At 42.4% G+C, this 25,997-nt stretch carries 22 protein-coding genes, 1 pseudogene and 1 riboswitch; of the genes and pseudogenes, 16 read left to right on the plus strand and 7 right to left on the minus strand.

The window, feature by feature from the left end:
- Positions 1–256: 256 nt before the first annotated feature.
- The 5 genes from KFZ58_RS06160 to KFZ58_RS06180 all read left to right on the plus strand — a co-directional run bounded on the left by KFZ58_RS06160 (position 257) and on the right by KFZ58_RS06180 (position 7,123).
- Positions 257–1,573: an FAD-binding oxidoreductase gene (locus tag KFZ58_RS06160; protein ID WP_235793924.1), complete on the plus strand. Its 1,317-nt coding sequence runs from the start codon at positions 257–259 to the stop codon at positions 1,571–1,573.
- Entirely contained in the window at positions 1,574–2,956 is a 1,383-nt protein-coding gene (locus KFZ58_RS06165; RefSeq protein ID WP_235793926.1) for a (Fe-S)-binding protein, read from the plus strand.
- Positions 2,957–2,977: 21 nt separating this feature from the next.
- The gene (locus tag KFZ58_RS06170) at positions 2,978–4,435 is read left to right on the plus strand and encodes an FAD-linked oxidase C-terminal domain-containing protein (protein ID WP_235793927.1); all 1,458 of its coding nucleotides are present in this window, start codon (positions 2,978–2,980) and stop codon (positions 4,433–4,435) included.
- Positions 4,436–4,497: 62 nt separating this feature from the next.
- Positions 4,498–5,262 (plus strand): fumarylacetoacetate hydrolase family protein, encoded by a 765-nt coding sequence (locus KFZ58_RS06175; protein WP_235793928.1) that lies wholly within the window; start codon positions 4,498–4,500, stop codon positions 5,260–5,262.
- A 97-nt stretch (positions 5,263–5,359) separates the two neighbouring features.
- On the plus strand, positions 5,360–7,123 hold the full coding sequence (locus tag KFZ58_RS06180) for an L-lactate permease (RefSeq protein WP_235793929.1): 1,764 nt from the start codon (positions 5,360–5,362) through the stop codon (positions 7,121–7,123).
- Positions 7,124–7,484: 361 nt separating this feature from the next.
- Here the strand turns inward: KFZ58_RS06180 and KFZ58_RS06185 are convergent, their stop codons facing one another.
- The 6 genes from KFZ58_RS06185 to KFZ58_RS06210 form a co-directional block, all read right to left on the minus strand.
- Positions 7,485–7,703: a twin-arginine translocase TatA/TatE family subunit gene (locus KFZ58_RS06185; RefSeq protein WP_235793931.1), complete on the minus strand. Its 219-nt coding sequence runs from the start codon at positions 7,701–7,703 to the stop codon at positions 7,485–7,487.
- 37 nt (positions 7,704–7,740) lie between these two features.
- A complete protein-coding gene (locus KFZ58_RS06190) occupies positions 7,741–9,486 on the minus strand; it encodes a GMC family oxidoreductase (protein ID WP_235793932.1) in 1,746 nt (581 codons plus the stop codon).
- Between the two features lie 20 nt (positions 9,487–9,506).
- A complete protein-coding gene (locus tag KFZ58_RS06195) occupies positions 9,507–10,277 on the minus strand; it encodes a gluconate 2-dehydrogenase subunit 3 family protein (RefSeq protein ID WP_370642449.1) in 771 nt (256 codons plus the stop codon).
- A gap of 262 nt (positions 10,278–10,539) precedes the next feature.
- Entirely contained in the window at positions 10,540–10,962 is a 423-nt protein-coding gene (locus KFZ58_RS06200) for a general stress protein (RefSeq protein ID WP_235793933.1), read from the minus strand.
- Between the two features lie 86 nt (positions 10,963–11,048).
- Positions 11,049–12,179, minus strand: a complete 1,131-nt coding sequence (locus tag KFZ58_RS06205) for a methionine biosynthesis PLP-dependent protein (protein WP_235793934.1) — start codon at positions 12,177–12,179, stop codon at positions 11,049–11,051.
- Positions 12,180–12,254: 75 nt separating this feature from the next.
- Positions 12,255–13,349 (minus strand): 5-methyltetrahydropteroyltriglutamate--homocysteine S-methyltransferase, encoded by a 1,095-nt coding sequence (locus KFZ58_RS06210; protein ID WP_235793935.1) that lies wholly within the window; start codon positions 13,347–13,349, stop codon positions 12,255–12,257.
- An 87-nt stretch (positions 13,350–13,436) separates the two neighbouring features.
- Positions 13,437–13,539, minus strand: a riboswitch (SAM riboswitch).
- A gap of 229 nt (positions 13,540–13,768) precedes the next feature.
- Here KFZ58_RS06210 and larE point away from each other — a divergent pair.
- The gene (gene larE / locus KFZ58_RS06215; protein ID WP_370642450.1) at positions 13,769–14,605 is read left to right on the plus strand and encodes an ATP-dependent sacrificial sulfur transferase LarE; all 837 of its coding nucleotides are present in this window, start codon (positions 13,769–13,771) and stop codon (positions 14,603–14,605) included.
- Positions 14,606–15,093: 488 nt separating this feature from the next.
- Complete coding sequence (locus KFZ58_RS06220) at positions 15,094–16,281, plus strand: M24 family metallopeptidase (protein ID WP_235794682.1); 1,188 nt, start codon at positions 15,094–15,096, stop codon at positions 16,279–16,281.
- A 23-nt stretch (positions 16,282–16,304) separates the two neighbouring features.
- Here the strand turns inward: KFZ58_RS06220 and KFZ58_RS06225 are convergent, their stop codons facing one another.
- Positions 16,305–17,294 (minus strand): 2-hydroxyacid dehydrogenase, encoded by a 990-nt coding sequence (locus tag KFZ58_RS06225; RefSeq protein ID WP_235793936.1) that lies wholly within the window; start codon positions 17,292–17,294, stop codon positions 16,305–16,307.
- 205 nt (positions 17,295–17,499) lie between these two features.
- On the opposite strand from KFZ58_RS06225, the gene KFZ58_RS06230 reads away from it, so the two are divergent.
- The 9 genes and pseudogenes from KFZ58_RS06230 to KFZ58_RS06270 all read left to right on the plus strand — a co-directional run bounded on the left by KFZ58_RS06230 (position 17,500) and on the right by KFZ58_RS06270 (position 25,979).
- The gene (locus KFZ58_RS06230) at positions 17,500–18,216 is read left to right on the plus strand and encodes a GntR family transcriptional regulator (RefSeq protein ID WP_235793937.1); all 717 of its coding nucleotides are present in this window, start codon (positions 17,500–17,502) and stop codon (positions 18,214–18,216) included.
- A gap of 20 nt (positions 18,217–18,236) precedes the next feature.
- Positions 18,237–19,588 (plus strand): annotated as a pseudogene (gabT, locus tag KFZ58_RS06235) (4-aminobutyrate--2-oxoglutarate transaminase).
- Positions 19,589–19,680: 92 nt separating this feature from the next.
- A complete protein-coding gene (locus tag KFZ58_RS06240; RefSeq protein ID WP_304956821.1) occupies positions 19,681–21,111 on the plus strand; it encodes an NAD-dependent succinate-semialdehyde dehydrogenase in 1,431 nt (476 codons plus the stop codon).
- A 20-nt stretch (positions 21,112–21,131) separates the two neighbouring features.
- The gene (locus tag KFZ58_RS06245) at positions 21,132–21,515 is read left to right on the plus strand and encodes a RidA family protein (protein WP_235793938.1); all 384 of its coding nucleotides are present in this window, start codon (positions 21,132–21,134) and stop codon (positions 21,513–21,515) included.
- A 77-nt stretch (positions 21,516–21,592) separates the two neighbouring features.
- A complete protein-coding gene (locus KFZ58_RS06250; protein ID WP_235794684.1) occupies positions 21,593–22,774 on the plus strand; it encodes a M20 metallopeptidase family protein in 1,182 nt (393 codons plus the stop codon).
- Position 22,775: 1 nt separating this feature from the next.
- On the plus strand, positions 22,776–23,774 hold the full coding sequence (locus tag KFZ58_RS06255; protein ID WP_235793939.1) for a pyridoxal-phosphate dependent enzyme: 999 nt from the start codon (positions 22,776–22,778) through the stop codon (positions 23,772–23,774).
- Between the two features lie 169 nt (positions 23,775–23,943).
- Entirely contained in the window at positions 23,944–24,792 is an 849-nt protein-coding gene (gene dat, locus KFZ58_RS06260) for a D-amino-acid transaminase (RefSeq protein ID WP_235793940.1), read from the plus strand.
- Positions 24,793–24,846: 54 nt separating this feature from the next.
- Complete coding sequence (gene alr, locus KFZ58_RS06265; RefSeq protein WP_235793941.1) at positions 24,847–25,584, plus strand: alanine racemase; 738 nt, start codon at positions 24,847–24,849, stop codon at positions 25,582–25,584.
- Positions 25,585–25,592: 8 nt separating this feature from the next.
- Complete coding sequence (locus KFZ58_RS06270) at positions 25,593–25,979, plus strand: alanine racemase C-terminal domain-containing protein (RefSeq protein ID WP_235793942.1); 387 nt, start codon at positions 25,593–25,595, stop codon at positions 25,977–25,979.
- The last annotated feature ends 18 nt before the right edge of the window (positions 25,980–25,997 follow it).

Below are 25,997 nucleotides of genomic sequence, written 5' to 3' on the forward strand. Positions count from 1 at the left end.
GTTGCTTCCGTATGCAGCCAGTCCCTACTATTCTATAAATATATAATGATATTTCTGATTTTTTGAAACAGTGTGTTGACCTAGATATAGTACAGTGATTTAATAGAATAAAGAACCGCTATAAATAGGTACGGTACTGATATGTTAATCCATTTAATGGAAACGATTTCATTAAGTGATCAAATCATTTTAGAAGCATAGATATTTACAAGAGCTAAGCGATTTCTCAACCAAAAACCAAAGGGGGTATGGCAACATGGTTTCTCCGGATCTAGCAGGACTTTTGCCGAAAGTACAAATGAAGCCAAGCCATGAAACAAGGCATCCGCTTGGAAATGGCGGTATGCAAATCATGGAGGCCCATTCTGAAGCAGACATTTCAAAAGTCCTTGAATATGCGAATAAATACGATAAAACGGTCAATATTGTTTCAGGTGGTACGAAACGAGGATACGGAGGGGCGATTGAACAGGCAGATATTCTATTATCGCTTGCCAAATACAAAGGTATTGTGGAGCATTCAGCTGGAGACCTGACATTAACGGTGAAACCTGGAACGACGTTAAAAGAAATTACAGATGAAGTAGGCAAAAAAGGGCAGCGTGTAGCGCTTGACGCTCCCTGGCCTGAGATGGCAACGATTGGCGGCATTATTGCAGCGAATGACAGCGGGGCGAAACGACTGCTTTATGGATCTGCCAGAGATTTGGTTATCGGAACACGAATCGTGTACGCAGACGGAAACGTTATCCGTACAGGTGGTAAAGTTGTGAAAAACGTCGCGGGTTATGACATGAATAAACTTTTCATCGGGTCAATGGGAACGCTTGGTGTCATTAGTGAAATCACGATTAAGTTACGTCCGCTCCCGAAATATGAGGGGTTGTCTCTTCTGTATTTCCCTAAAGGTAATGAACAAAAGATTCGTGAATTCTCTGTGTTCATCCTCGATTCAATGATGGAACCGGTATCTATTGAACTTTTAAATCCTTCTGTTGCTGAAAAGATGACTGGCAAAAATCACTATACACTTGCCATTTCATTTGAAGACCGAGAAAATGCTGTTCTCGATCAGGAGAATTGGGTAGATGAACATTTGCCAGGTGAAGTGGAACATTCTGTATTACACGCGGAAGAAGCAAGACAATGGTGGGAAAGATTTCGCCATATTGGACCCAATGGGTACAATGATGAAAAGAACGAAGCGGATACACAAGCTGCATTGAAAATTGGAAGTAATAATTTAGATGTTCCCGTTATCTTGGAAACAGCTGAGCAACTTTCTAAAGTATATCAAGTTTCCGTTGAAGCGCATGGTGGTGTAGGTCATGGTATTTCGAGGATATTTATAAAGGGATTTCCTGAAAATATTGTTTTATATATTAAGGCACTAAGGTCAAAGGCAGAAGAAAGGAATGGATATGCTGTTTGTACACATTTACCATTTAAGTTAAGAGAGTTGGTTAATGTTTGGGGTGAAAAACCATCTTATTTTGCTTTGCTGGAAGGTATTAAACGAACGAACGACCCTAAGGGAAACCTAAATCGACAACGTTTTGTAGGAGGTATATAAATGAGTGTGGGTGAAAAAGAATCTGCTAACCTGGTGAATCTCTTGGAAAATGGGCCAGCCTGTCAAACAAAGACGTTAGGAAACTATCTTGGGGAGGATATTCCCGATGAAAATAAATGGGCAGACTGTGTTCACTGTGGCATGTGCCTTGAAGCTTGTCCCACTTACCAAGAAACAGGTGAAGAACAGCATTCACCAAGAGGACGCGTTTATTTAATTGAAGCAGTTGGGAAAGGAAAAATTGATATTAATGAAGCTTTTTCCAAACCCGTTTTTGATTGTCTTGATTGCCGTGCTTGTGAAACAGCATGTCCGGCAGACGTCCAAGTCGGTGGGCTGATTGAAGAAGCTCGTGGACAAATTCGCCAAGCGATGCCTTTAACAGGTCTTACAGGTATGCTTAGTAAGACAGCTTTGAACGGCTTTTTTCCGTATCAGAATCGTATGAATATGCTTGGGTCTTTTATGCGGTTTTACCAAAAAAGCGGTATGCAAAGTGTAGTTAGAAAAACAGGATTGCTAAATGTAATGCCAACACACTTGAAAGATATGGAATCCATTCTCCCGAAAGTTGAAAAACCTGTACTTGGCAGATATCCAGAGATCGTGCCTGCTGAAGAAGAGAAAAAGCAACGGGTTGGCATGCTGACAGGATGTATCATGGACGTCATGTTCAGTGATGTTAACGAAGCGACCATTCGCGTTCTCACACATAACGGGTTTGAAGTTGGTCTTCCGAAACAACAGGGGTGTTGTGGGGCTCTTCATATTCATGCCGGTGAAAGAGAAACAGGGAAAGAACTCGCCAAACAAAATATTGAGGCCTTTAAAGATTATGACAAAGTCCTTGTAAATGCTGCAGGCTGTGGATGTGCACTTCAGGAATATAATGAATTATTCAGAAATGACCCTGAAATGCTCCCTTTAGCAGAAGATTTTTCAGCGAAAATTGAAGATGTTTCTAAGTTCCTGTATGACAATGATTTTAAACGTCCAAAAGCAGAAGTTAATACAAAAATTACGTACCATGACGCGTGTCATCTAGCGCACGGGCAGGGTATACGCTTTGAACCTCGCCAACTTTTAAATGAAATACCAGGCGTGGAAATGGTAGATTTACCTGATGCTGACAGATGCTGTGGAAGTGCAGGAATCTATAACCTTACACATCCTGAGATGGCAGGGGCACTTCTTGAGCGTAAGGTGGACGATGTTCCTGAAAATATTGACATGATTTCAATGGGTAATCCCGGTTGTATGCTGCAAATCGCAATGGGGGTTAAAAAATATGGTAGAAGTGAAAAGGTTGTTCATACCGTACAACTGCTTGATTGGGCTTATGAAAAAGAGAAAAGTGAGCAGGCCAAACTCGTGCAATCTTAATTAAAAAAGGATGTGAAAGGTTTGTTTGGAAAAAAGCGTAAAAAGCAAAAACCTGATGCTGTTGTTCAGCAATTAATCAATATTGTTGGCGAGAGTGAAGTTCTTTATTTAAAAGAAGATCTCATTTCATATGAATGTGACGGCTATACGATGTCAAAAGGGATGCCAAGAGCGGTTGTTTTTGTGAGGAATACAAAACAGGTTTCAGATGTTGTGAAATACTTAAATAAAGTAGAAATTCCTTATATCGCGCGTGGGGCTGGAACAGGCTTGAGCGGAGGCGCAACCCCGCTCGGAGGTGAAGTCCTAATTAGTCTGGTTCGGATGAAGAAGATGCTCCATCTTGACTTGGAAAATAGAAAAGCAGTTGTTGAGCCTGGCTATATTAACCTAAAGTTGACACAATCTATTTCAGACAAAGGCTATTATTACGCACCAGACCCTTCAAGCCAATATGCATGCACAATTGGTGGCAATGTTGCTGAAAATTCGGGTGGTGCTCACTGTTTAAAATATGGCGTTACGACAAATCATATCTTGGGGCTTGAGATCGTTCTTCCTAGTGGTGAAATTATTGAAATAGGTGAGGACGGGGTTCCAGATCGTCCGGGATACGATTTACTTGGGCTCTTGACTGGTTCAGAGGGGACGCTTGGCATTGTGACAAAAGTTACGGTGAAGGTGTTAAAAACCCCTGAAGGTAAGAAAACCGTTCTTGCTTATTATGATGATATTAATGATGCAAGCCAAGCTGTTTCAGATATTATTTCTGCTGGTATTATTCCAGCCGCACTTGAAATGATGGATTCTATAGCCATCGAAGGTGTTGAATCCGCCGCTTATCCGGTTGGGCACCCGAGAGATATTGCTGCGTTTTTGCTTATTGAAGTTGATGGAATCGCGGCTGGAATTGATGATCAAATCGATGAAATTCTTGACGTTTGTCAAAATAATAATGTACGTGAGGTAAAAGTGGCTAAAGATGAAGCAGAGCGAGGACTTTGGTGGGCAAACCGCAAGATGGGATTTGGTGCAATGGGGGCAATCTCTCCTGACTACCTCGTACAAGATGGTGTTATTCCTAGAACACGTTTGCCTGAAGTGCTTGCAAAAATTTCCGAAATTAGTCTGAAGTATGAGCTTCGTATTGCAAACATTTTCCATGCAGGGGATGGGAATCTTCATCCGCTTATTTTATTCGATGCAAGTATTCCCGGGCAAAGTGAACGAGCTTCAAAAGCGGGTTCGGAATGCTTGAAAGTTTGTGCCGATATTGGCGGTTCGATTACTGGTGAACACGGTGTAGGGATCGAAAAGTCAGCGGAAATGCGTTTTATCTTCAGTGACGAGGAAATGGCTGCGCAAACGGATATACGTGCTGTATTTAATCCCGAGGATCTATTAAATCCCGGTAAACTATTTCCAAGCCCTGGTCGCTGTGTAGAAGTGAAGCAAGAATGGAAGACAGTAGAAGTATAATAGCCTGAGAGACGGGCCACTTGACCCATCTCTTAAGAACTGGAGCTTGAGGAGTGAAAACAATGAAATTCGCTAGATTTAAAAAACAGATGGATGAAAGAGTTTTGCAAGGAATCGCAACAGACAATGGTATCAAACAAATTGAAGGAGACATATTTACAGGTTGGAACCATACAGAAGTAATCCACAGCTATTCTGAGATTAAATTATTGGCACCGCTTATACCGAAACACGTAATTGGAATTGGTGCAAATTATGTCGGTAAAACGGATGACTTACCCTCTGAATTACCTGAGATTCCAGTGTTTTTTTATAAACCAGTTTCCTCTGTTATTGGAAGTGGAGAAGCTATAGTTTTACCAAGAAAAGTTGAAGAAGTGAAATTTGAATCAGAGCTTGCAGTAGTGATTGGGCAACGCGCGAGTAACCTTACTGAACAAGAGGTTACAGACTATATTTTTGGTTATACGGTAGCCAATGATGTAACGGCACCGCAATTTTTCCATGAAGATGGACATTGGATGGTAGGAAAATCATTTGACACGTTTACACCGCTCGGACCATACATCGAAACTGAACTCGACCCTGATAATGTCAAAGTTGAAGCATATTTAAACGGTGACAAGAAACAGGATAGCACAACAGCACTTATGATTTTTTCCATGAGAAAGATGATTGCTTACCTTTCCAGTGTGATGACGCTGGAAGCGGGGGATGTTATTTTAACTGGCAGTCCGCTCGGCGCTGAAATGATGAAAGATGGAGATGAAATCAACTGTAAAATTGCTGAAATTGGTGAGCTTCGTAATCCAGTAAAACAGGGTTGACTTTATTTTGGTTATTAAACAATATTTTTCCTGCTTGTTATAGGCAGACATACGTATTGTTTTATATAAAAAATATGTAAAAGGGAGGGATTTTAAAATGAGTAGTGGAATATTAGCTATTCTGGCCTTGCTTCCAATTATCGTTGTTGCTGTTTTTTTAGTTGGACTTAAATGGCCAGCGAGTAAGGCCATGCCGCTTTCCTACATTGTCGCTGTTTTACTGGCTCTTTTCGTTTGGGATGTAGCCTTTCCCAAAGTAGCTGCTGCATCTGTTCATGGTCTGATCGTTGCTGTTACACTTTTATTTATTATTTTTGGCGCTATTTTACTGTTAAACACACTGCAAGAAAGCGGAGGGCTTCATACTATTCGTCGCGGTTTTACAGATATTACCCCTGACCGGCGTATTCAAGTAATTATCATTGCATGGCTGTTTGGTTCATTTATTGAAGGTTCAGCAGGATTTGGTACACCTGCAGCTGTTGCAGTGCCATTATTGGTTGGACTTGGATTTCCGGCGATGGCAGCTGTTGTCTCCGGCATGGTTATCCAAAGTACACCAGTATCATTTGGAGCAGTTGGAACGCCAATGATTGTGGGAGTGGGAACAGGAGTTGAGCCGCTCGCCCAAATCACTGATGTGTCCGGCTTCGTATTTAGTGTTGCTGGTAAGGCGGCCTTGCTTCATACCATTGCGGGACTATTAATTCCGTTATTTTTAGTCGCTATCTTAACACGATTTTTTGGGAAGAATAAATCATTCAGTGAAGGGTTAAAGGTCTGGAAGTTCGCAATCTTTGCATCCCTCGCGATGACGATACCATATGTTATTGTTGCAAATTTATTAGGACCTGAGTTTCCTGCAATGATTGGTGGCTTAGTTGGATTGGCAATTGTAATTCCAGCTGCCAAAAGGGGTTTCCTAATGCCAAAGGAAGACGAAATTTGGGACTTCGAATCAAAAGACCGCTGGGATCCAACGTGGACCGGGCGAGTTGAACTTAAACATAGTGATATTTATGCAGGTAAAATAAGCATGTGGCGCGCATGGGCTCCATACGTTTTGATTGCCGCACTTTTATTGATTTCAAGGCTAACCGTAGTTGGAGATTGGCTTAAGGCTGGCACGATAACGGTTCCTAATATTTTTGGGACAGAAATAACCTCCAGCTGGGAAATTCTATTTTCCCCGGGATTTATTTTTATCGTTGTTGCAGTATTCACATACTATATGCACGGGATGAGAGCCATGGAATTCGCTAGAGCCTGGAAAGACTCCGGTAAAACAATGATTGCTGCTGGGTCGGCTCTTATCTTTACTGTTCCTATGGTGCAGGTGTTTCTTAACTCAGACGGCGGAGCGGCTGGTTATCAAGAAATGCCGCTAGCTTTAGCAGAAGGTGTTGCAAATCTTGCGGGATCTATGTATCCAATCTTTGCAACGTTCGTTGGAGGGCTCGGCGCATTTGTTGCTGGCAGTAATACGGTTAGTAACATGATGTTCTCCCTTTTCCAATTCGGGGTAGGCGAGCGCATCGGTGGTGACGCGACGTGGATGGTTGCACTTCAAGCAGTTGGTGGTGCAGCTGGAAATATGATTTGTGTGCATAACGTTGTCGCAGCATCAGCGGTTGTTGGGCTTGTAGGGAAAGAAGGAGACGTTATTCGAAAAACGCTTCTCCCGTTTTTCTATTATTCATTGTTGTTAGGTTCCATAGGTTATTCGATTATGTGGACAGCCGAAAAGGGGATTTTCAACATTGGATCGATTATCGCGGTTATTATTTGGGGGATCGTTATTTACATTATTGCGACAAACAACAAGCGTTTAGACGCCATTCAACGTCGCGCCGCTTCTTAAATCCTATTGTAATGAAGCTCCTTCTGAATAGAGGGAGTTTTTTATGTTTTAAAATGGTTCTTGGATATTCATTAGTATAAAATCTCATGGCCTGGCAGCATCTCCTTATCTTGTTTTAAGGCATTCCGTTGTTCCTTGACCAGTGATTTTTAACGTCGACTCACATCGGGAGAGACATATCCGAACCTGGAGAGAGTAACGTCGAACCGGGAGAGAGCAGCACTAAATCGGGAGACAGAACGTCAAACCGGGAGAGATCAGCACCGAAACGGGAGAGACCGCATATCAATCGGAAAACAACCCAAAAAAGCGAACAGCACCAACTGTTCGCTTCGATTTAGACTATTTTCCTCCCACACTCCTAATCCGTCTTCTCAGCCTGAGAATCATACTTCCCATCTTCTTTTACTTCTACTTTAGGTTCTTCATCACTTATCAGACTCGTCGCAGATCTCTTAAATTCCGAAAGCGTCTGCCCAAATGCAGACCCGATCTCGGGAAGTTTTTTCGGCCCGAAAATAATTAAAGCAAGGATTACAATGAGAATTAAGCCCGGTATGCCTATATTTGTAAAGCCCATATTGCTATCTCCTTTCGTTTTGAAATGTCAGGCATTCTTACGTCATCTTGCTGTTCTTTTTCCCTTCAACAAGCTGGCCATCTTCTTCTCTGAACTGCATGATGCCCTCTGCTGCCCGGTATGCTAGAGCACCTACTGTACCTGTTGGATTATAGCCTCCATTATGCGCGAATGCTGAAGCGCCAATAACAAATAGATTGTCCACATCCCACATTTGCGAATAATTATTAACCGCTGAGTTTTCAGGGTCGGCTCCCATGATAGCTCCACCGGTATTATGGGTTGTTTGATATGGGACAATGTTGTAATGGTCTGTCATTTCACTTGGTTCAACTATATCTGCGCCCATTTCCTTCATAATATCTGCACATTTACCAGCGAGATAATCATGCAGGTTTCTATCTTGCTCTGTATAGTCATAAGTTAAACGAAGAAGTGGATATCCAAATATATCCGTGTAATCCGGATCCAGACTTAAATAATTGTTGCGATGAGGCATGGATGCACCCTCGCAGCCAACGTTTAAACTACGGTGATAGTAATTTATCGATTGGGATTTAAATTCCTGTCCCCAATTCGGTGTGTCGTTAGGGACGACATTGTTATTAATAGGACGCTGTCCGGTTTGGGCAATCTTGGCAACGCCACCATGTATAAAGTCTAAATCGGAATGGTCAAAATTATCACCATTGTACTCATCGACAGCAGCTCCCAGGGCTCCTGCGCCCATATACGTATTGAATTTTTCTTCTTCAAAGAAACCTGTAGCACCAGGTAAGATTTGATAGCAATAATTTTTACCAATCACGCCTGTTCTCGTTTCTGGATCATAAGGAGTACCGATGCCTGCGTTTAATAGCAAACGGACATTATTCATCACATAGCTTGTTAAGACAACGATATCTGCTGGTTGAATAAATTCTTCTCCGGTTTGCAGATCCATATATTTGACACCTGTTGCCCGATTGCCATCGTACATCACCTCAGTTACGTTAGCATGTGTTCGTAACTCGAAATTTCCTGTTTCCCGAGCTGTTGGAAGTACGGTCACATTTGGCGAAGACTTGGCGCCATATTCACATCCGAAACGCTCACAGAAACCGCAATACTGACATTGAGCTATCGTCTGGCCATCCGGGTTTTCATAGGTTTCTGACATGTTACCAGAAGGAATATGAAAAGGCTGTAAATCTAAATTACGAGCCGCATCTTTAAAACGCTGCGTAATCGGTGTTTCCTTCATTGCTGGTGTTGGATACGGGTTATTCCTTGGTGCGCTCATTGGCATTGAGTCCCCGTCGCCACTGATACCAGCCATTTCTTCAAACTTATAAAAATAAGGTTCTAATTCATCATAGGAAATCCCCCAGTCTTGTAGGGTATACTCATCACCCAGTTTATTCGGTCCGTACTTTTCGTCGGTCATGGTCTTAATTTCAAGATCATATGGCAGGAAACGCCACGTTTGTCCGTTCCAATGGACACCTGATCCACCAACCCCTTCACCAAGTAGGAAAGAGCCTAATTGGCGCATGGGGAGTGCGCGTTCGTCCCTATGATTTCGAAATGTTACGGTTTCTTTTGATAGATCTTGCATCAAATCATAACGAATAGCATACCGATATTCATCGTGAACATGTTGATAATTTTCTGTTGACCGGTCTCTTCCTCTCTCAAGACCTACAACGTTTACTCCTTGTTTGGTGAGCTCTGCAGCAATGATGCCGCCGGTCCAGCCAACGCCTACTGTAACAACTTCTACTTTATCCAGTTCTGTAGCCATATATTATCCTCCAATCAATATTATGATGACATGTGTGATCCCAAGGCTTTTGGTTCTTTTTCAATAAATCCTTCTTCCTCAATTTCATTTAAGTAACTCATGTAAGTGCCAGGGTATTCCTTCATTACCCAGCCTTCCATATTGCTATTTCCGCCATACAGGGGATCTGAATATGCGCCTTCCAGTGTTGCTGATCGCAGTAATTCAAAGAAGGTAGTTGGTGTAACACCTTTCATGTCTACTTCATCTTCCTGGAATTTTTGCAATATCTCATCTTGCTGCTCGCCTTCAAGGTCCACAAAAGAAGCGCCAAATTCATCTTGGCTCTCTCGTTCGATAGCTTGGATACCCATATCAAAAACTTCGCGTCGTTTTAATCTTGTCTGATATCCTTGAAAATCGGATCCAGGGAAAAATGGCCCTCTCATATACTCTCTATCATTATTCCCATATCCCCCTGCCAACTGATGGTCGATAAAAAAGGGAACGCCTAATGCAATTGCACCGGGACCATTATCATCTTCAGGAAAAATTCGCTCCGTTGCTGCACTTAATACATTAAAATCCGCTTCACTGTCAAAATGCATAAAAGCACGGTTATAATTAGGTTGCCCGTTTGTAGATTCGGGTGCCGTTTGCTGCTCATTCCCATCCAGAAAATTGGTACCAAGGAGTGAACCGAGAATACCGCCACCTATTGCCCCACCAGCTACATAACCGGTATTTTTTATAAATTTCCGCCGGGACATTTCTGATTGTTTCTTATTCTTATCGTCCTTTTCATCTGCCACTACTATTCCTCCTTAATCTGCAGAAACTGCCGAATTATGGATATTATGTGCAGTTATTCCGGAAATAAACATATAAATTTTTATAGATCTGTTCCTTGCTACGTTAAAGTGGTAGAGCGGAGCGGGAAAGACCCCTTAAATACATAAATAAACACTTTTTGAAAATACTGTAGACATAAAGAAGGCGAACAGTGCCTGGCACTGTTCGCCTTCTTTGTGGGGTTTCCTCACTACGCTAATGCATTAAAGCAGAGCGGCCCCCCTAATCTCGCCGTATTGCTGTTTCTTCCAGTGTTACCGTATCACTCGTTGCATCATTTCCCATTTTTAATTCATCATCTGCCACCACCAGAATATTTCCGGACTCGATCTCATCTGAGTATTTTTGTGCTTGATGTTCGGATACGCCGGCATTTACTAATTTCTCGTGTAATTCGATATGAGAATCCGTAACTGAGTTCCCTGTAAATACCTTTTTCACCTTATCCATAAAGGATTCATCATCTTCATTTTCAGTGGCATCGCTTTTGACCTTCACATCGGTACGCTTTTCCATTTCCTTCTTATGGTCGCTGTTTGCGAAGATAGTAATATTTTTAGCGACAAAACCTTTAAGTTCTAAACGTTCTACCACGTTCACTGCTTCATCTTTAGAGGGATAGGATCCAATAATTTCTTTGGCCATTTTAAAACACCTCCATTAGGAATAATAATCTACTATTCTTTTCCCATGGTTGGAAATTTTAAAACGTCATACCTTTACTTGGCCCCCTAATCGCGCTCATCGTTTTTTTGCTCCTTCCCTAAAGTTGAAAATGCCTGTTTTAAGTCTTTAATCAGATCATCTGCTTGTTCAATACCAACAGAAAACCTTAAGAGCCTGTTATCAACACCACGCGCCGTTCGCTCCGCTTCGGGAATTTCTGCATGTGTCTGTGTTGCAGGATAGGTGATAAAGCTTTCCACTCCTCCAAGACTCTCCGCAAATGTAATGACTTGAAGGTTTTGCAGAAAGGCATTGACATATTTACTTTCACGAAGGCGAAAAGACAGCATGCCGCCTTTACCCGGGTATAAAACATCTGTAACCATCGAATGGCTATGTAAAAAATCCGCTAGCTTTTTCGTATTTGCTTCATGTTTATCCATTCGGAGAGAAAGTGTTTTTAGCCCTCTAATTAAAAGCCATGAATCAAAAGGGGAAAGAACTGCCCCTGACGTATTATGAATGACGGATAGCTTTTCACAAATTTCCTTTCCCTTTGCTGCAACCAATCCTGCCAACACGTCATTATGGCCTCCGATGTATTTCGTTGCACTATGGATAACAATATCAGCTCCGAGTTCCAATGGTCGCTGCAGATAAGGGGTTAAAAAGTTATTGTCAACTATAAATAAAATATTGTGCTTCTGAGCAAGTGCTGCAATTTCTGCGATATTAAATTCTTGCATTAAAGGATTTGTCGGTGTCTCGATAAATATGGCTTTTGTTTCAGGAGTAATAACTTTTTTTGTTTCCTGTATGTCCCCCGGATCAGCGTATACGGTTTGAATCCCATAGGCATTTTCATAATGCTCAAGTAGCCGGTATGTACCGCCATATATATCTTGCGGAACAATCAGCTCATCACCCGAACGAAATAAGGAGCATACCAATTGAATGGCTGCCATTCCAGAACTGCAGGCAAATCCTGAGTCCCCGTTTTCAAGGTCTGCAATACCTTCCTCTAATAGAGACCGGGTAGGATTTTTGGTGCGACTGTAGTCATAGCCAGTTGACTGGCCAAGTCCCTTGTGCTGATAGGCTGTTGTTAAATATATCGGTGGGTTAATGGCGCCGGTTTTTTCATCACTTTTATTGCCCAATTGTGCTAACCTGGTTTCTATGCTGTTATCTGTCATGTGTTCATCTCCTTGCAAAAAATAATAAAACAGCCCGCTCCTCTATGAATATGAGAAGGGGCTTTGCATAACTGTTTATGTCCAGATTTCTTTCGCTGTATCCACGATGAATTTCAATTTATCCCATTGCTGCTCTTCGGTTAATTTATTCCCATGGTGCGTGGAGGCAAATCCACATTGTGGGCTTAGGGCTAACTGTTCTAATGGCACGTACTCGGAAGCTTCTCTAATACGTGCTTTAATTGCTTTTTTATCTTCCAACTCTCCATTTTTTGATGTCACTACACCAAGCACGACTTGAGCTCCGCCATTTGGTATGTGATGAAGTGGTTTAAAATCTCCGGAGCGATCATCATCATATTCCAGGAAAAATCCATCTACTTTTTCTTTTGCCAGTAATGTTGGGGCGATATGCGCATAGCTGCCTTCAAAAGCCCAAGTAGATTGATAGTTACCGCGGCATAAATGTGTTGTCACCGTTAAGTCCTCCGGTTTTCCTTCTAAAACACCGTTGATGACACGTAATGCTAAGTCGATTAATTCTTCTCTCGAATAGGCGATATCATTGGGCGGAAGATCAGGTGCAGAGAGGCCGGCAATATATACATCATCCAATTGCAAGTAGCGGACACCAGCCTCGTAAAATGCTTGTAGTGCGTCCTGGTATGCTTTAATGATATCTTTTGCATAGTCCTCGATATCCGGATAAATGGATGTATCTCGAATCCTTGGATTAAATAATTGATTTGGACTTGGAATTGTCTGTTTTGCAACAGCGCGTCCACCGACAATTTCATTGAATTCGGTAAAGTCTTTTACAAAAGGGTGATCAGTGTTAAAGGAAATTTCCCCTGTGTTTTTGACTTCATATTTTTCCGTTTCTGTTCCTTCAAATTTGTAGCCATGCTCAGGAACATATCCTTCAAATCCGTTTAAATGCTCGAGGAAGTCCAGATGCCACCAGGTGCGTCTGAACTCACCATCGGTAACAGCTTGCAGGCCAATTTCTATTTGCTTATCAACAATACGTTTAATCTCACTTATTTCCACTTCACGTAACTTTTCAGCAGTGATGTTTCCTTCTTTAAAATTTTTCCTTGCTTCGTGTAAATTATTTGGTCTAAGTAAGCTTCCAACATGATCTGCTTTGAATGGTGCTTTGATTGACATGGTTCATTCCTTCTTTCTATATTTTATTAGCCCAAAAAAACCTCTTCCTAATATAAGAAGAGGTTTGACGCCATAAGCTGGTCACTCTTCTTATCTTCAAGCATTACACTTCTGGAATTGGCACAGTACTTAAGTTAAGCCTGTTGCCGAGGTATCTAAGGGCCAGTCCCTCCACCTCTCTGGATAAGAAAGTTGTATATTTAATTGATAAACAATACTTTACAATCGAATCTTTGGAAAGTCAAGGAGAAATTTGAAAACTATTTTAATAGGTGGGAAATAGGTTGCTATTCAAGTTTTTTGTGGAAACGGTTTTAGTTGGCTGTTATAATAGAAAAAGAGAAGGAAATAAAAGGTTGTATTTACAAATTAATTTTTTCCAAATGAAGGAAATCTTATAAAAAGTGAGGCGAGGTAGTATGAATAAAACAACAATGGAGAAAAACAACAAGCTGGGTGAGATTCTTTCAGGAATGAACCGGGTTATCGTAGCTTTTTCCGGTGGAGTTGACAGTACGTTGGTATTAAAGCGTGCCCAGCAGGAACTTGGAGAAGATAATGTACTTGGGGTTGTCGTTGCATCTGAATTATTCCGTAAAGAAGAATTTGAAGGTGCAGTAAAACTTGCAGAAAAAATGGGTGTGCGTGTTCATCAAACAGAAATAAAAGAATTAGAAGATGCGAATATTGTAGCTAACACCCCTGAAAGTTGGTATTACAGTAAAAAATTGCTTTATTCCCATTTGAATGGGCTCGCTGAGGAAATGGGCTATGACAATGTGCTGGATGGCATGATTATGGATGACATGGATGATTTTCGTCCTGGCTTGAAAGCAAGAACAGAAGCGGGCGCGCGTAGTGTCCTCCAAGAAGCGGGACTTTATAAACAGGAAGTTCGAGCGCTTACAAAAGAACTTGATATACCGGTATGGAATAAGCCTGCATCATGCAGCTTGGCATCCAGAATTCCTTATGGTATTAAACTGGATAAGCAAAAAATCAATCAAGTTGATCAGGCAGAGAAATTTATTACGAAATTAGGATTTGATATGGTACGGGTCCGTCACCATGAGGATGTTGCTCGCATCGAAGTGACTTCAGAGGAAATAACCAAATTACTGGAACATCGAGAGGAAATCCAGCTAAAACTTGAGTCACTTGGCTTCAACTATGTATCACTGGACCTTCGTGGCTACCGCACAGGCAGCATGAACGAAGTATTACCAGCAGAAGAATTGGAGTCAGAAGTAAGCTAGCATCTTTAATCTTAAGCCTTGCAGAGGAATTGTAACACCTCTGCAAGGCTTTTTCTATACGAACAGAGACCGAACAGTGCCTGTACAGCCCCGGTTTTTGTCGAATAATGACAAGGGTATAAATAATTTTAAATTGTGAAATTAGTTTATTGACAAATGATAATGGACTGAATTATGATAGTGGTAAGTATAAATGTCGACAATCGGCATAAAAGGGAAGTTGTTCCGAGATATATAATTAGACATAAAATAAATAAGGCTATTGTTCTGGATTGATCTTATAAAATAGGCGCAGTTTTCTGCGAAACAAGCCACCCTTAGGTGATGTTTTATCATATAATAAGTAAGCGTTTCCATTAACAAATTTATCTTACATGTAATTTGATTGCATAGAATAAATAGTGAAAGGGGTGTTGCGAAACGGTTGTATTCATGAACAGTGCGGTGCGCTGAACTGTGTAAATTTAGGAAGAGGGGAAGGGATGGTAATGTTAAGGTTTCCTGTTTTGGAGTTTCATGAGCGAATGAAGAGAGCAAAGCAACGGATGGCAGCTGAAGGTATAGATATTTTGTTAGTGACAGATCCGGCGAATATGAATTATTTAAGTGGCTATGATGCATGGTCGTTTTATGTTCACCAGTTGCTCATCGTTATGATAGATGAAGACCAGCCGTACTGGATAGGCCGTGGATTGGATGCGAATGCAGCAAGGCACACCAGTTGGCTGGATGAAGATCATATTTTCCCATATGCGGATCATTATGTACAATCAACGATTAGGCACCCGATGGACTTTGTAGCTGACTTTTTAAAAGAGAGAAAGTGGGATAAGAAGACCGTTGCGATGGAGTTTGACACCTATTATTTTACGGCAAAGTCATATATTCAGCTAACAAAAGGCCTGCCGGATGCGAAGTTCAAGGATGGCACAAATTTGGCCAATTGGATCCGTATTATCAAATCGGATCAGGAAATTGACTATATGAAAAAAGCAGCCAGGATTTCAGAAAAAGCGATGGAAGCGGCTTTTGAAATCTTAAATGAAGGGGTTAGGGAAAGTGATGTTGTTGCAGCAATCTCACATGCTCAAATAAGTGGTACCGAAGAATTTGGTGGCGATTACCCGGCCATTGTTCCACTAGTGCCAAAGGGAGAAAAGACTTCTGCTTGTCATTTGACGTGGACAGATGATGTTTTTAATGCGGGCGAGCCTGTGATTATTGAATTGTCCGGCTGTTATAAGCGTTATCATGCTCCGCTTGCTCGTACAGCAGTGGTGGGAGCGGCAGATGAGGAGATACAACGTTTGAGTGAAGTTGTTACGGAAGGGGTTAACACTGCCCTTGATGTTGTGAAACCAGGCATTACTTGTGAAGAAGTTGAATTGGCATGGCGACAGTCGATTGAAAGAAACGGGATTAAAAAAGAGTCACGGATTGGCTATTCCATGGGCCTTAATTATCCACCGGACTGGGGAGAGCATACCGCAAGCCTCAGGCCAGGAGATCGCACCGTACTCGAACCGAATATGACCTTTCACATGATTCCAACCATTGATTTAGGCTATGCCGGAATGGAGATTAGTGAATCATTCCGGGTGACGGAAACCGGAGTTGAATTATTCAATAACTTTCCACAAGAACTTTTCGTGAAACCAAACATCCGGTTAGCTTAAGGTGAATGAGTAAAGGCAGCCTTCTAGCTGCCTTTATGTAGCTGTGCCCACACTTCTGGATCGATCAAATTCGTAGGTTTCTCTCCATTTAATCCTTTTTCGAGATTAGTTGCGGCAAGTTCAGACATCTTTAATTCTGTCTCATGTGTGGACGAGCCCACATGTGGTAGGGTGACCGTATTTTTCATTTTCAAGAGCGGATTGTCAGGATCTGTTGGTTCTTTTTCAAATACGTCTACGCCTGCTGCGGCTATTTCGCCATTTGTAAGTGCATCAATTAAGTCTTGTTCGACAACCGTCTTACCACGAGAGCCGTTAACAAAAATAGCTGATTTCTTCATCAGCTCAAATTCTCTTTTGCCAATCATCCCCTCTGTTTCAGGTGTTAATGGGGTGATGAGACAAACAAAATCAGACGTAGACAGCAACTCGTCAAGGCTGGCGTACGTTGCGCTATATGTCTCTTCCACATCCGTTTTTCGTGTACGACTATGATAGACAATATCCATATCAAAACCGAAATGTGCCCTTTGCGCGATAGCTTGACCAATCCGTCCCATTCCAATGATTCCTAATGTTTTATGGTGAACATCTGTACCGAAGTGCTCCGATTCAATCGATTGCTGCCACTCACCATTTTTAACAAAATGATCTAATTCAGGTATGCGTCTAGCTGTGGCAATGAGAATGCCAAATATCGTATCGGCCACCGTGTCTGTTAGTATACCTGGTGTATTGGTGGCCATTATATTCCGTGTGGCTAACTGCTCCAGATCGAGGTTATTATAGCCAACAGAGACATTACTTACAATTTTTAGATTAGGGGCTTTTTCCAGTAATTCGTTATCAACCGGTAAATCCAATCCGATAATACCGTCCGCTTCATTTAATTGTTCCAGGAATTCGGGGTCAGTTTTCGGGTCTATATTTTTAAAAAACTGAACATCATATTTTTGCTGTAAATATTCCAGAACAGGCTTTTCTACACGTTCATAAGCAATTATTTTTTTCAATTACAGACCTCCATTTTAAGAGTAAGACATAGGGACAGGTTCCTTGTCCCAATACCTGAAGGAGAACAAGGGGGGACAAGGTTCCTGTCCCCGCGTCCCTTACTATCAAAATAGCTATAAATATTAAAAAAGTCAATTTAAAATAAATAATTCAAAAAATATATTGACAATTGAAAATAGGTGTTTTAAGATGAGGATATAGATAATGTCGACAATCGGCAAAAAACATTACGTTGTAAATGATGAATATAAAAGGAGATTCCAACATATGGATGATGATACTGTGATATTGCAAAAACCGCTAAGTGAGCTTATCGCGGAACAACTTAGACAGCAAATATGGGATTCTGAGCTTGATTTCGGGGAGCGGTTGCTGGAAGTAGAGCTGGCAGAGCAGTTTGATGTCAGCCGGAGTACACTCCGGGAAGCATTGAAGATTCTTGAACAGGAAGGGCTTGTGATAAGTAAAGCACGAAAAGGTACGTATGTTGCACAGTTTTCAAATAAGGATTTAAAAGAGATTATCGAACTTCGAACATTAATCGAGGCTCATGCCTTCACGGATGCGTTTCCTAATCTGAAGGAGCAACATTTTCAGGAACTGGAAGCAATTATTAAACAAATGAAGGAGGAAGTAGGCCGGAAAGATTGGAATGCGCTATTTGACCTGGATATGCAATTCCATAGTTATGTCGTGGGTTTATGCGACAATTCTAGGATTATCAAAATCTATGACTCGATTCAAGTGCAAATTCGAGCATATCTCGTGCATCTTGATCAATATTATTCTAGTCCTCAAGTATTTTATGAGGAGCATAAAGAATTATACGACGCCTTAGTAACAAAGGATGCCCAAACCGTTCATGAACGGGTGAGAGACCACATAGCATACGTCGGGGAGAACTTACTCGGAGTTAAATAAAATTTGGGGAGGCCAAACATATGAGTAAAAAATTTGCGAACGTACAAACGGAATTACCGGGACCAAAGGCAAAAGCGTTACTTGATAGGAGACACGCGATCGTTCCGGATGCGGTCAGTTACGGAATTCCAACATTTGTAGATTCAGCAAAAGGTGCATTGCTAAAAGATGTGGACGGAAATGATTTTATCGATTTTGCCGGTGCTATTGGGACTATAAATGCAGGCCATAGCCATGAGACAGTAACAGATGCATTGCATGATCAGATTGACCGCTATATTCATACCGGCTTTAATGTCATGATGTATGACCCATATATTGAATTCGCAGAGAAAATTGCTTCACTTTCTCCCGGAAATTTTGAAAAGAAAGTGATGTTTTTAAATAGTGGGGCAGAGGCTATTGAAAATGCGGTGAAAATTGCCCGTAAATATACGAAACGTCAAGCGGTTGTTTCTTTTTCCGGTGGTTTTCATGGCAGAACGTTAATGACGATGTCTTTAACCGGTAAGGTGAAGCCATTTAAATATGAATATGGTCCATTTGCACCAGAGGTTTACCATGCCCCGTATCCTTATTTCTACCGCCGCCCGGAGTCCATGAGTGAAGAAGCGTACTCTGCGTTTTTATTAAATGAAATGGAGGATTTTTTCATAAAAGAAGTGGCTCCTGATCAGGTCGCTGCTGTTATTATGGAACCTGTTCAAGGAGAAAGCGGATTCATTATTCCGGATAAGAAATTTGTGCAGGGGATAAGCGAATTATGCAGGAAATATGGCATTCTTCTCATAGCTGACGAGATTCAAACTGGCTTTGGACGTACAGGGAAATATTTTGCCATGGAGCATTTCGGAGTTGAACCGGATTTAGTTACCGTTTCCAAGTCAATGGCTGCGGGACTGCCGATTAGTGGTGTGATTGGACGAAAAGAAATTATGGATGCTGCTGGTGCCGGTGAACTGGGTGGAACATATTGTGGAAGTCCACTTGGCTGCCGTGCCGGGCTTGCGGTGCTGGATGTGATGGAGAAGGAAAACCTGAACGGGCGCGCAGACGTAATTGGTCAACAGGTCATGGCAAAATTCAAGCAAATGCAAGCTCGTTTTGACGTGATTGGTGATGTGAGAGGCATCGGCGCCATGTGTGCGATGGAGTTTGTTACAGATCGCGTGAGTAAATCCCTGATAAACAAATAACGGATCAGATTTTCAAAGAAGCGCATCGACGTGGCGTTGTAGCCCTTAAAGCGGGCGTTTATGATAATGTAATTCGCTTGCTGATGCCGCTCGTTATAACCGACGAACAGTTGCAGGAAGGGTTGGATATATTGGAAGAGTCCATTGAAGCAGTCCTGGCAGTTACCGCAAAATAATCATAACCAAGAGCTAAGCAGGCCACGCCCTTAGTGTATTCGCCGGGTGTGGCATCGGCTACCTACATTAAACACAGAGAGGAGAACAAATGATGAAAAACTATTTGATGCATATTAATGGATTATCCGTTGGAGAAAATTTGAAGACACAGGATGTTACTAATCCGGCAACGAATGAAATAGTCGGCACCGTGCCTGTGGGTGGCGAAGATGAGGCCAACCAGGCAATTGACGCGGCCCATGATGCCTTTGGAGAGTGGTCGAATCTTACTGCATACGACAGGGCTGTCTATTTAAAACGATTCCATGAGCTTATGTTAGAAAATCAAGAAGATCTTGCGCGAACGATGACGATTGAGATGGGTAAGCCGATTAACGAATCAAGGGGAGAAGTAAAATATGCTGCTTCCTTTATTGAATGGTTTGCAGAGGAGGCTAAGCGTGTTTACGGGGAAACGATCCCAACGCATGTTTCAGGTAAACGCCTGCAAGTATGGAAAAAGCCAATCGGCGTCGTTGCGGCAATTACCCCATGGAATTTTCCGGCTGCTATGTTGACGCGCAAGATGGGGCCTGCACTCGCCGCAGGTTGTACGATTGTGATTAAACCGTCAAGTGAAAGCCCGTTAACTGCTATGAAATTGATGGAGTTATGTGAAGAAGCAGGATTCCCTAAAGGTGTCATTAACCTGGTTACAGGGTCTTCATCAAAAATTGCAAAAGCCGTGATGGAAAGTGAGAAGGTTCGCAAAGTAACGTTTACGGGCTCCACGGAAGTAGGAAAAATTTTAATCAAACAAAGTGCTGATACGGTGAAGAATTTGTCGCTGGAACTCGGTGGCCACGCACCGCTGATTGTTCTAGATGATGCAAATGTTGATGTGGCCGTTAAAGGTGTGATGGCTTCGAAATTCAGAAACGCAGGGCAGACATGTATTTGTGCTAACCGGGTGTATGTTCAGTCAGGCGTGTATGATGAATTTGTTGAAAAGTTTGCGAAAGCAGTAAATGAACTGAAAGTAGGAAATGGGGAGGATGAATCGGTCGATGTTGGTCCTCTCATCAATAAGGCAGGCCTGGAAAAGGTGAATCATCATGTGCAGGATGCGATAGATAAGGGCGCTTCCATTGTTACTGGAGGAGAGGCATCAACAACCGATGGCGGTGTCTTTTTTACTCCTACTGTAATTGGAGATGCAGATCCATCGATGGTGATGATGCAGGAAGAAACGTTTGGCCCTGTGGCTCCTGTACAAAAAGTAGAAACTCAAGACGAAGCAATCGCACTTGCGAACGACACGCCATATGGCTTGGCAGCTTACGTATTTACCGAGAGTGTTGGAAGAGGCACTCGTGTTATTGAACAGCTGAACTTCGGTATTGTCGGCTGGAATGAAGGGGCTCCATCTGCTGCACAAGTTCCTTTCGGTGGCATGAAAGAGAGCGGCATTGGCAGAGAAGGCGGCCATGACGGAATCGAAGCGTTTTTGGAAACACAGTATGTAGCAATTGGAATGGAGTAATGCCTGAAAGGAGGCTGCCCATGAAACAAATTATTCAAACGAAGAACGCTCCTCAACCTAGTGGACCGTATTCACAAGGGGTCAACGTCGAAAATTTTATCTTTGTGTCAGGCATGGATGGTGTTCATCCAAACGGTGACTTAGCGGGAGACACCATTTCTGAGCAAACAACTGCGAGTCTGGAAAATATTAAACATGTATTAGCAGAAGCAAATGGGACTATCAATGATATCGTGTACGTAACATGCCATTTGGCTGATTTAAATCAAGATACAGTGGCTGAATTCAATCAAGCTTATGAAGCATTTTTTAAAGATGTGGCCAATAAGCCAGCAAGAATTACAGTTGGTAGCCAGTTGCTGGAGGTTAATGTGGAAATCAGTGCCATTGCATACAGGGAGTAGTTTTCGAGTCCGGATGATCAAAAGGGGGCGTTCATTTGGTTGCAGTGAATAAAGAAATAAAGGCAAAAGCAGAGGAAATGGTCATGCAGTTGGTCGAGTGGCGGCGCAAGCTTCACGCGAATCCGGAACTAAGTTTTCAGGAAGTAGAAACGTCCCGGATGGTTGCCCGGATTCTGGAAAATATTCCAGGCATGCATGTTCAAAGGGACGTGGGATATCCAACCGCAGTTGTCGGCACCCTTTCTTCCGGAGAAGGACCTACATTCGCGATACGTGCGGATATGGATGCATTGCCAATTCAGGAAGAGAATACACATGACTACCGATCGCAGAACCAAGGGGTAATGCATGCTTGCGGGCATGATGCGCATACGGCGATTGGACTCGGAACAGCTCATCTGTTGAGCGAATACTTCCAGAATAGAGAAATTCAAGGAACGATTAAATTCCTGTTTCAGCCTGCGGAAGAACGTGCTGATGAACATGGCTCTACAGGGGCTCCGTATATGATTCAAGCGGGTGTGTTGGATGATGTAGATACTGTCATCGCGCTTCATATGAGTCCAGAGCATTCAGTGGGTGAGGTGCTGGTTCATGATGGATACAGTATGGCTAATGTGGATGTTTTTGAAGCAAAGATCTTTGGAACAGGCGGGCACGGGGCCTATCCACATCAGGGGACAGACCCAATCTGGATGCTTAGTCCAGTGTTGGATGCGGTGTACGGAATTACCGCAAGACGGGTGTCTCCACTTGAATCAGCGGTAATCAGTATTGGATCCATTCATAGCGGATCTGCCAGCAATGTTCTTCCATCTGAAATCGAAATCAAAGGAACGATTCGAAGCTATAACCCGGATGTTCGCAAAATTATGCACGCGGAACTGGAGAAGGCATTTTCAATCGTAAAAGTGTGGAACGGGGATTATAGGTTGAAGATTTCCTGTGAGGACCCTGCACTTGAAAATGATCCTGGCATTAATCGATTCATTGACCGTACTATTCGCGACCTTTATCCTGATTTTTATATACGCAACACGCCGTTTGGTCTGGGTGGAGAAGACTTTGCTCATATGACGGAAAAAGTTCCGGGGGCGATGTTTTTCCTTGGTTGTGCAATCGATGACAGGGCTTCCTCTCCCCGGAATCTCCATACACCAACGTTTGATATTGATGAAAAAGTTTTACCAATTGGTGTCTGCATTATTGCCGAAACAGCCAAACGTTATTTAATGAAGGAAGAAGCGGAGGGAGTGTAACATGACTCGCAACATACAACCGATAACTTTAAAAGACGTTCAAACAGCGCATAAGCGGATCGCTCCAATCGTAAAAAGCTCTCCTTTGATTTTTTCACCTACATTGTCTGAAATCGCAGGAACATCGATTTATTTAAAATTGGAAAATTTGAATGTGAGCGGCTCCTTTAAAATTAGGGGAGCAGCCAATAAAATGTTAAGTTTGACGCCGGAACAACAAAAACGTGGTGTGACCACATTTTCGACTGGTAATTTTGGGATGAGTGTCGCTTATCTTGCTAAAGAGCTAGGAATGAAAGCAGTTATTTGTATCTCAGGCCGTGTCCCGAAAGCGAAAGTGGACCTGATCCGGGATATGGGCGCGCAGATTGAAGTTATTGGCCAGTCCCAAGATGACGCGCAGGAATATTCGTATCAATTGGAAAAAGAACATGGCTTAACGGTGATTCATCCTTTTGATGATTCTGAGGTGATTGCGGGCCAGGGTACAATTGGCTTGGAACTGCTGGAGGATTTGCCTGGACTTGATACTGTTATTGGAGGGCTTTCAGGTGGCGGGCTTCATTCCGGGATGGGTGTTGCTTTGAAATCTATGGAACCTAAGCTTAAGCTTCTGGGAGTATCGACCGCTCGAGGTGCTACCATGTATGAAAGTATCAAGCAGGGTAAACCTGTTGTCGTGCAGGAGCAGGATACATTGGCTGATAGTTTGCTAGGAGGAATTGGTGAAAATAATCAGTATACCTTCAAAATGGTTCAACAATATGTGGATGAAATTATTTTGCTTGGCGAAGAGCCAATCGCTGAAGGAATGAACTTCATGCTGGAAAAGCATCGCTTAGTCATTGAGGGAGCAGCGGCATCTGGGATCGGGGCCATTTTACATGATAAGGCGCCTTTAGGGTCGAACGTTGCGATTATTATTAGTGGCTGCAGTGTTGATACATCCGTCATCATGGATATTGCGAATAAATATCTGTCAAAATTTCCAGATTTTTAAATGGAGCAGATAGGAACTTTTCGTTGGCTCGGCTACGGCTTTCAGAGTTCAGTGTTCGGCGTTCGCAGGTTCGGCTACAGCTTTCAGCACTGGATGTTCGGCGTTCGCGGGAGCGACTTCAGCTTTCGACCACCCGACTACGGCATTCTAATTAGGAGGAGGTTCTACAATGGCTAAAATGCTATTTAATGATCAAATCATGGAAAGGGAAAATGTCGTCAATATAGAGGATCGTGGCTATCAATTTGGTGATGGGGTTTATGAAGTCATTGGTGTTTATGACGGAAAGCCATTTATGATGGATGAGCATTTGGTGAGACTACAGCGAAGCGCGAATGAAATCCAACTGAATTTTCCGTATCAGATGGATGAGTTCAAGAAAAGTTTAGAGAAATTAGTGGTCGCTAATGAACTTCATGAAGGTATTATTTATTTGCAGGTATCCAGAGGTGCAGGCCCGCGGTGGCATGAATTTCCGGACTCAGATGTACCCCCGGTCACTGTAGCGTATACAAGGGCAGAGAATCGAATGACTGACCTGGAGGAAAAAGGCGGAGCGGCTGTGCTCACAGAGGATATTCGCTGGTTGCGTTGTGACATTAAAACACTAAACCTGCTTCCAAATGTGCTAGCCAAGCAAAAAGCAGTTGAAAATAATGCAGTTGAAGCGATTCTGCACCGAGATGATATTGTAACAGAGGCAAGTGCATCGAATGTGTTTATCGTAAAAGACGGACAGCTGTACACCCATCCTGCAAATAATTATATCCTTAATGGGATTACGCGAAAAAAAATACTGGAACTATGTGATTCACTGAATATCAAGGTGAATGAAGAGACATTTACTGTTGATGAAATGCTTGCTGCTGATGAAGTATTTGTCTCTGCAACAAAATCGGATATTATACCCATTTTACAAATAGACAATCACAAAATCGGGGCTGGAGTTCCAGGTGCAACCACATTACGCATTTTAGAGGAATTTCGCTCGCTTATCCGGGAACTGGCAAAAACATGATAGGTACCTCCTCCATCGTAGTGAGGAGATAATAATAGAAGGAGGTATCCTATATTGTTTTATACACCCACATTATCCGCCTATCATCCAACCACTGCCGAAATAGATCTTGCTACATTATATAAAAATATTCTTAATATCAAAATTATAGTAAATAACAGCATGTTAATGGCGGTAATAAAAACAAATGCCTATGGACATGGAACGATTCAGGTAGGGAAAGAGGCGGTTCATGCCGGGGCAGATCGCCTTGGTGTTACAACCGTTGAGGAAGGGGCACTGTTACGCGCAAATGAAATCAATGTCCCAATTCATGTGTTAAACTCAATCACTCCCGAGCAGGCAGAAGATGTGGTTCATTATGAGCTCACAGCTTCGGTATTTTCGTATCGGTTGGCGCGAGCGATCAGCGAAGCGGCAATAAAGCAACAGAAAACAATTCCGGTACATCTAAAAGTAGATACAGGCTTGCATCGGTTTGGGTTAGAGTCGCATGAAGTGATTCCATTTTGTGAGTCTGCCTACAACCTCCCTGGCCTCAGGTGGGAGGGTATTTACACGCATTTTTCCAGTGCGGATGAGGGGGACGTGGAAACAACAGAAAAGCAGTTTGACTTATTTTTAGATGTGGTAGAAAATCTCAAGAACCAAGGATTTACGTTTCCCATTCGCCATGTTGGTGGTTCTACGATTGCTATGGAAAGACCGGACCTTCATTTGGAAATGGTAAGGCCGGGTGTTGCTTTATTTGGATATCCCCTGCATCGCGTCAAAAAGATATTATCACCTTAAAACCTGTCATGAAATTGAAGTCAAAATTGATTCATGTGCGCAAATTACCTCCAAATACGCCAGTTGGCTATGGTGGCAGTTATGTCACAACAGGATATGAAAAAATAGCTGTTGTGCCGATTGGACATGGGGACGGCTACAGTAGAGCATTATCTAACAAGGGTGAGATGCTTGTTGGAGGACGTAGGGCAAAAATTGTTGGAACGATATCACTTGATCAAACATTGATTGATGTAACAGAAATACCGAATGTAGCGGAAGGCGATGAAGTAATTTTAATTGGGAAGCAAGGTACAGATGAAATTTCAGCCTATAACGTTGCAGATTGGATGGATAGTATTGTAGATGAAGTAGTGTCGAGTTTAACGGAGCGAATTAGGCGGGTGTATGTGTGATCACACGATTTCAAGGAG

This window comes from Virgibacillus sp. NKC19-16, from assembly GCF_021560035.1.
Taxonomy (GTDB): Bacteria; Bacillota; Bacilli; order Bacillales; family Amphibacillaceae; genus Virgibacillus_L; species Virgibacillus_L salidurans.

What these genes read in the sequence shown, in the direction of transcription:
- KFZ58_RS06245 (WP_235793938.1), top strand. Translation starts at nt 21,132, where the DNA reads ATGAAACAAATTATTCAAACGAAGAACGCTCCTCAACCTAGTGGACCG.
- KFZ58_RS06250 (WP_235794684.1), top strand. Translation starts at nt 21,593, where the DNA reads ATGGTCATGCAGTTGGTCGAGTGGCGGCGCAAGCTTCACGCGAATCCG.
- KFZ58_RS06210 (WP_235793935.1), bottom strand. Translation starts at nt 13,349, where the DNA reads ATGTCAATCAAAGCACCATTCAAAGCAGATCATGTTGGAAGCTTACTT.
- KFZ58_RS06240 (WP_304956821.1), top strand. Translation starts at nt 19,681, where the DNA reads ATGAAAAACTATTTGATGCATATTAATGGATTATCCGTTGGAGAAAAT.
- KFZ58_RS06185 (WP_235793931.1), bottom strand. Translation starts at nt 7,703, where the DNA reads ATGGGCTTTACAAATATAGGCATACCGGGCTTAATTCTCATTGTAATC.
- KFZ58_RS06255 (WP_235793939.1), top strand. Translation starts at nt 22,776, where the DNA reads ATGACTCGCAACATACAACCGATAACTTTAAAAGACGTTCAAACAGCG.
- KFZ58_RS06200 (WP_235793933.1), bottom strand. Translation starts at nt 10,962, where the DNA reads ATGGCCAAAGAAATTATTGGATCCTATCCCTCTAAAGATGAAGCAGTG.
- dat (WP_235793940.1), top strand. Translation starts at nt 23,944, where the DNA reads ATGGCTAAAATGCTATTTAATGATCAAATCATGGAAAGGGAAAATGTC.
- KFZ58_RS06180 (WP_235793929.1), top strand. Translation starts at nt 5,360, where the DNA reads ATGAGTAGTGGAATATTAGCTATTCTGGCCTTGCTTCCAATTATCGTT.
- KFZ58_RS06190 (WP_235793932.1), bottom strand. Translation starts at nt 9,486, where the DNA reads ATGGCTACAGAACTGGATAAAGTAGAAGTTGTTACAGTAGGCGTTGGC.
- KFZ58_RS06165 (WP_235793926.1), top strand. Translation starts at nt 1,574, where the DNA reads ATGAGTGTGGGTGAAAAAGAATCTGCTAACCTGGTGAATCTCTTGGAA.
- KFZ58_RS06230 (WP_235793937.1), top strand. Translation starts at nt 17,500, where the DNA reads ATGTCGACAATCGGCAAAAAACATTACGTTGTAAATGATGAATATAAA.
- KFZ58_RS06175 (WP_235793928.1), top strand. Translation starts at nt 4,498, where the DNA reads ATGAAATTCGCTAGATTTAAAAAACAGATGGATGAAAGAGTTTTGCAA.
- KFZ58_RS06220 (WP_235794682.1), top strand. Translation starts at nt 15,094, where the DNA reads ATGTTAAGGTTTCCTGTTTTGGAGTTTCATGAGCGAATGAAGAGAGCA.
- larE (WP_370642450.1), top strand. Translation starts at nt 13,769, where the DNA reads ATGAATAAAACAACAATGGAGAAAAACAACAAGCTGGGTGAGATTCTT.
- KFZ58_RS06270 (WP_235793942.1), top strand. Translation starts at nt 25,593, where the DNA reads ATGAAATTGAAGTCAAAATTGATTCATGTGCGCAAATTACCTCCAAAT.
- KFZ58_RS06205 (WP_235793934.1), bottom strand. Translation starts at nt 12,179, where the DNA reads ATGACAGATAACAGCATAGAAACCAGGTTAGCACAATTGGGCAATAAA.
- KFZ58_RS06160 (WP_235793924.1), top strand. Translation starts at nt 257, where the DNA reads ATGGTTTCTCCGGATCTAGCAGGACTTTTGCCGAAAGTACAAATGAAG.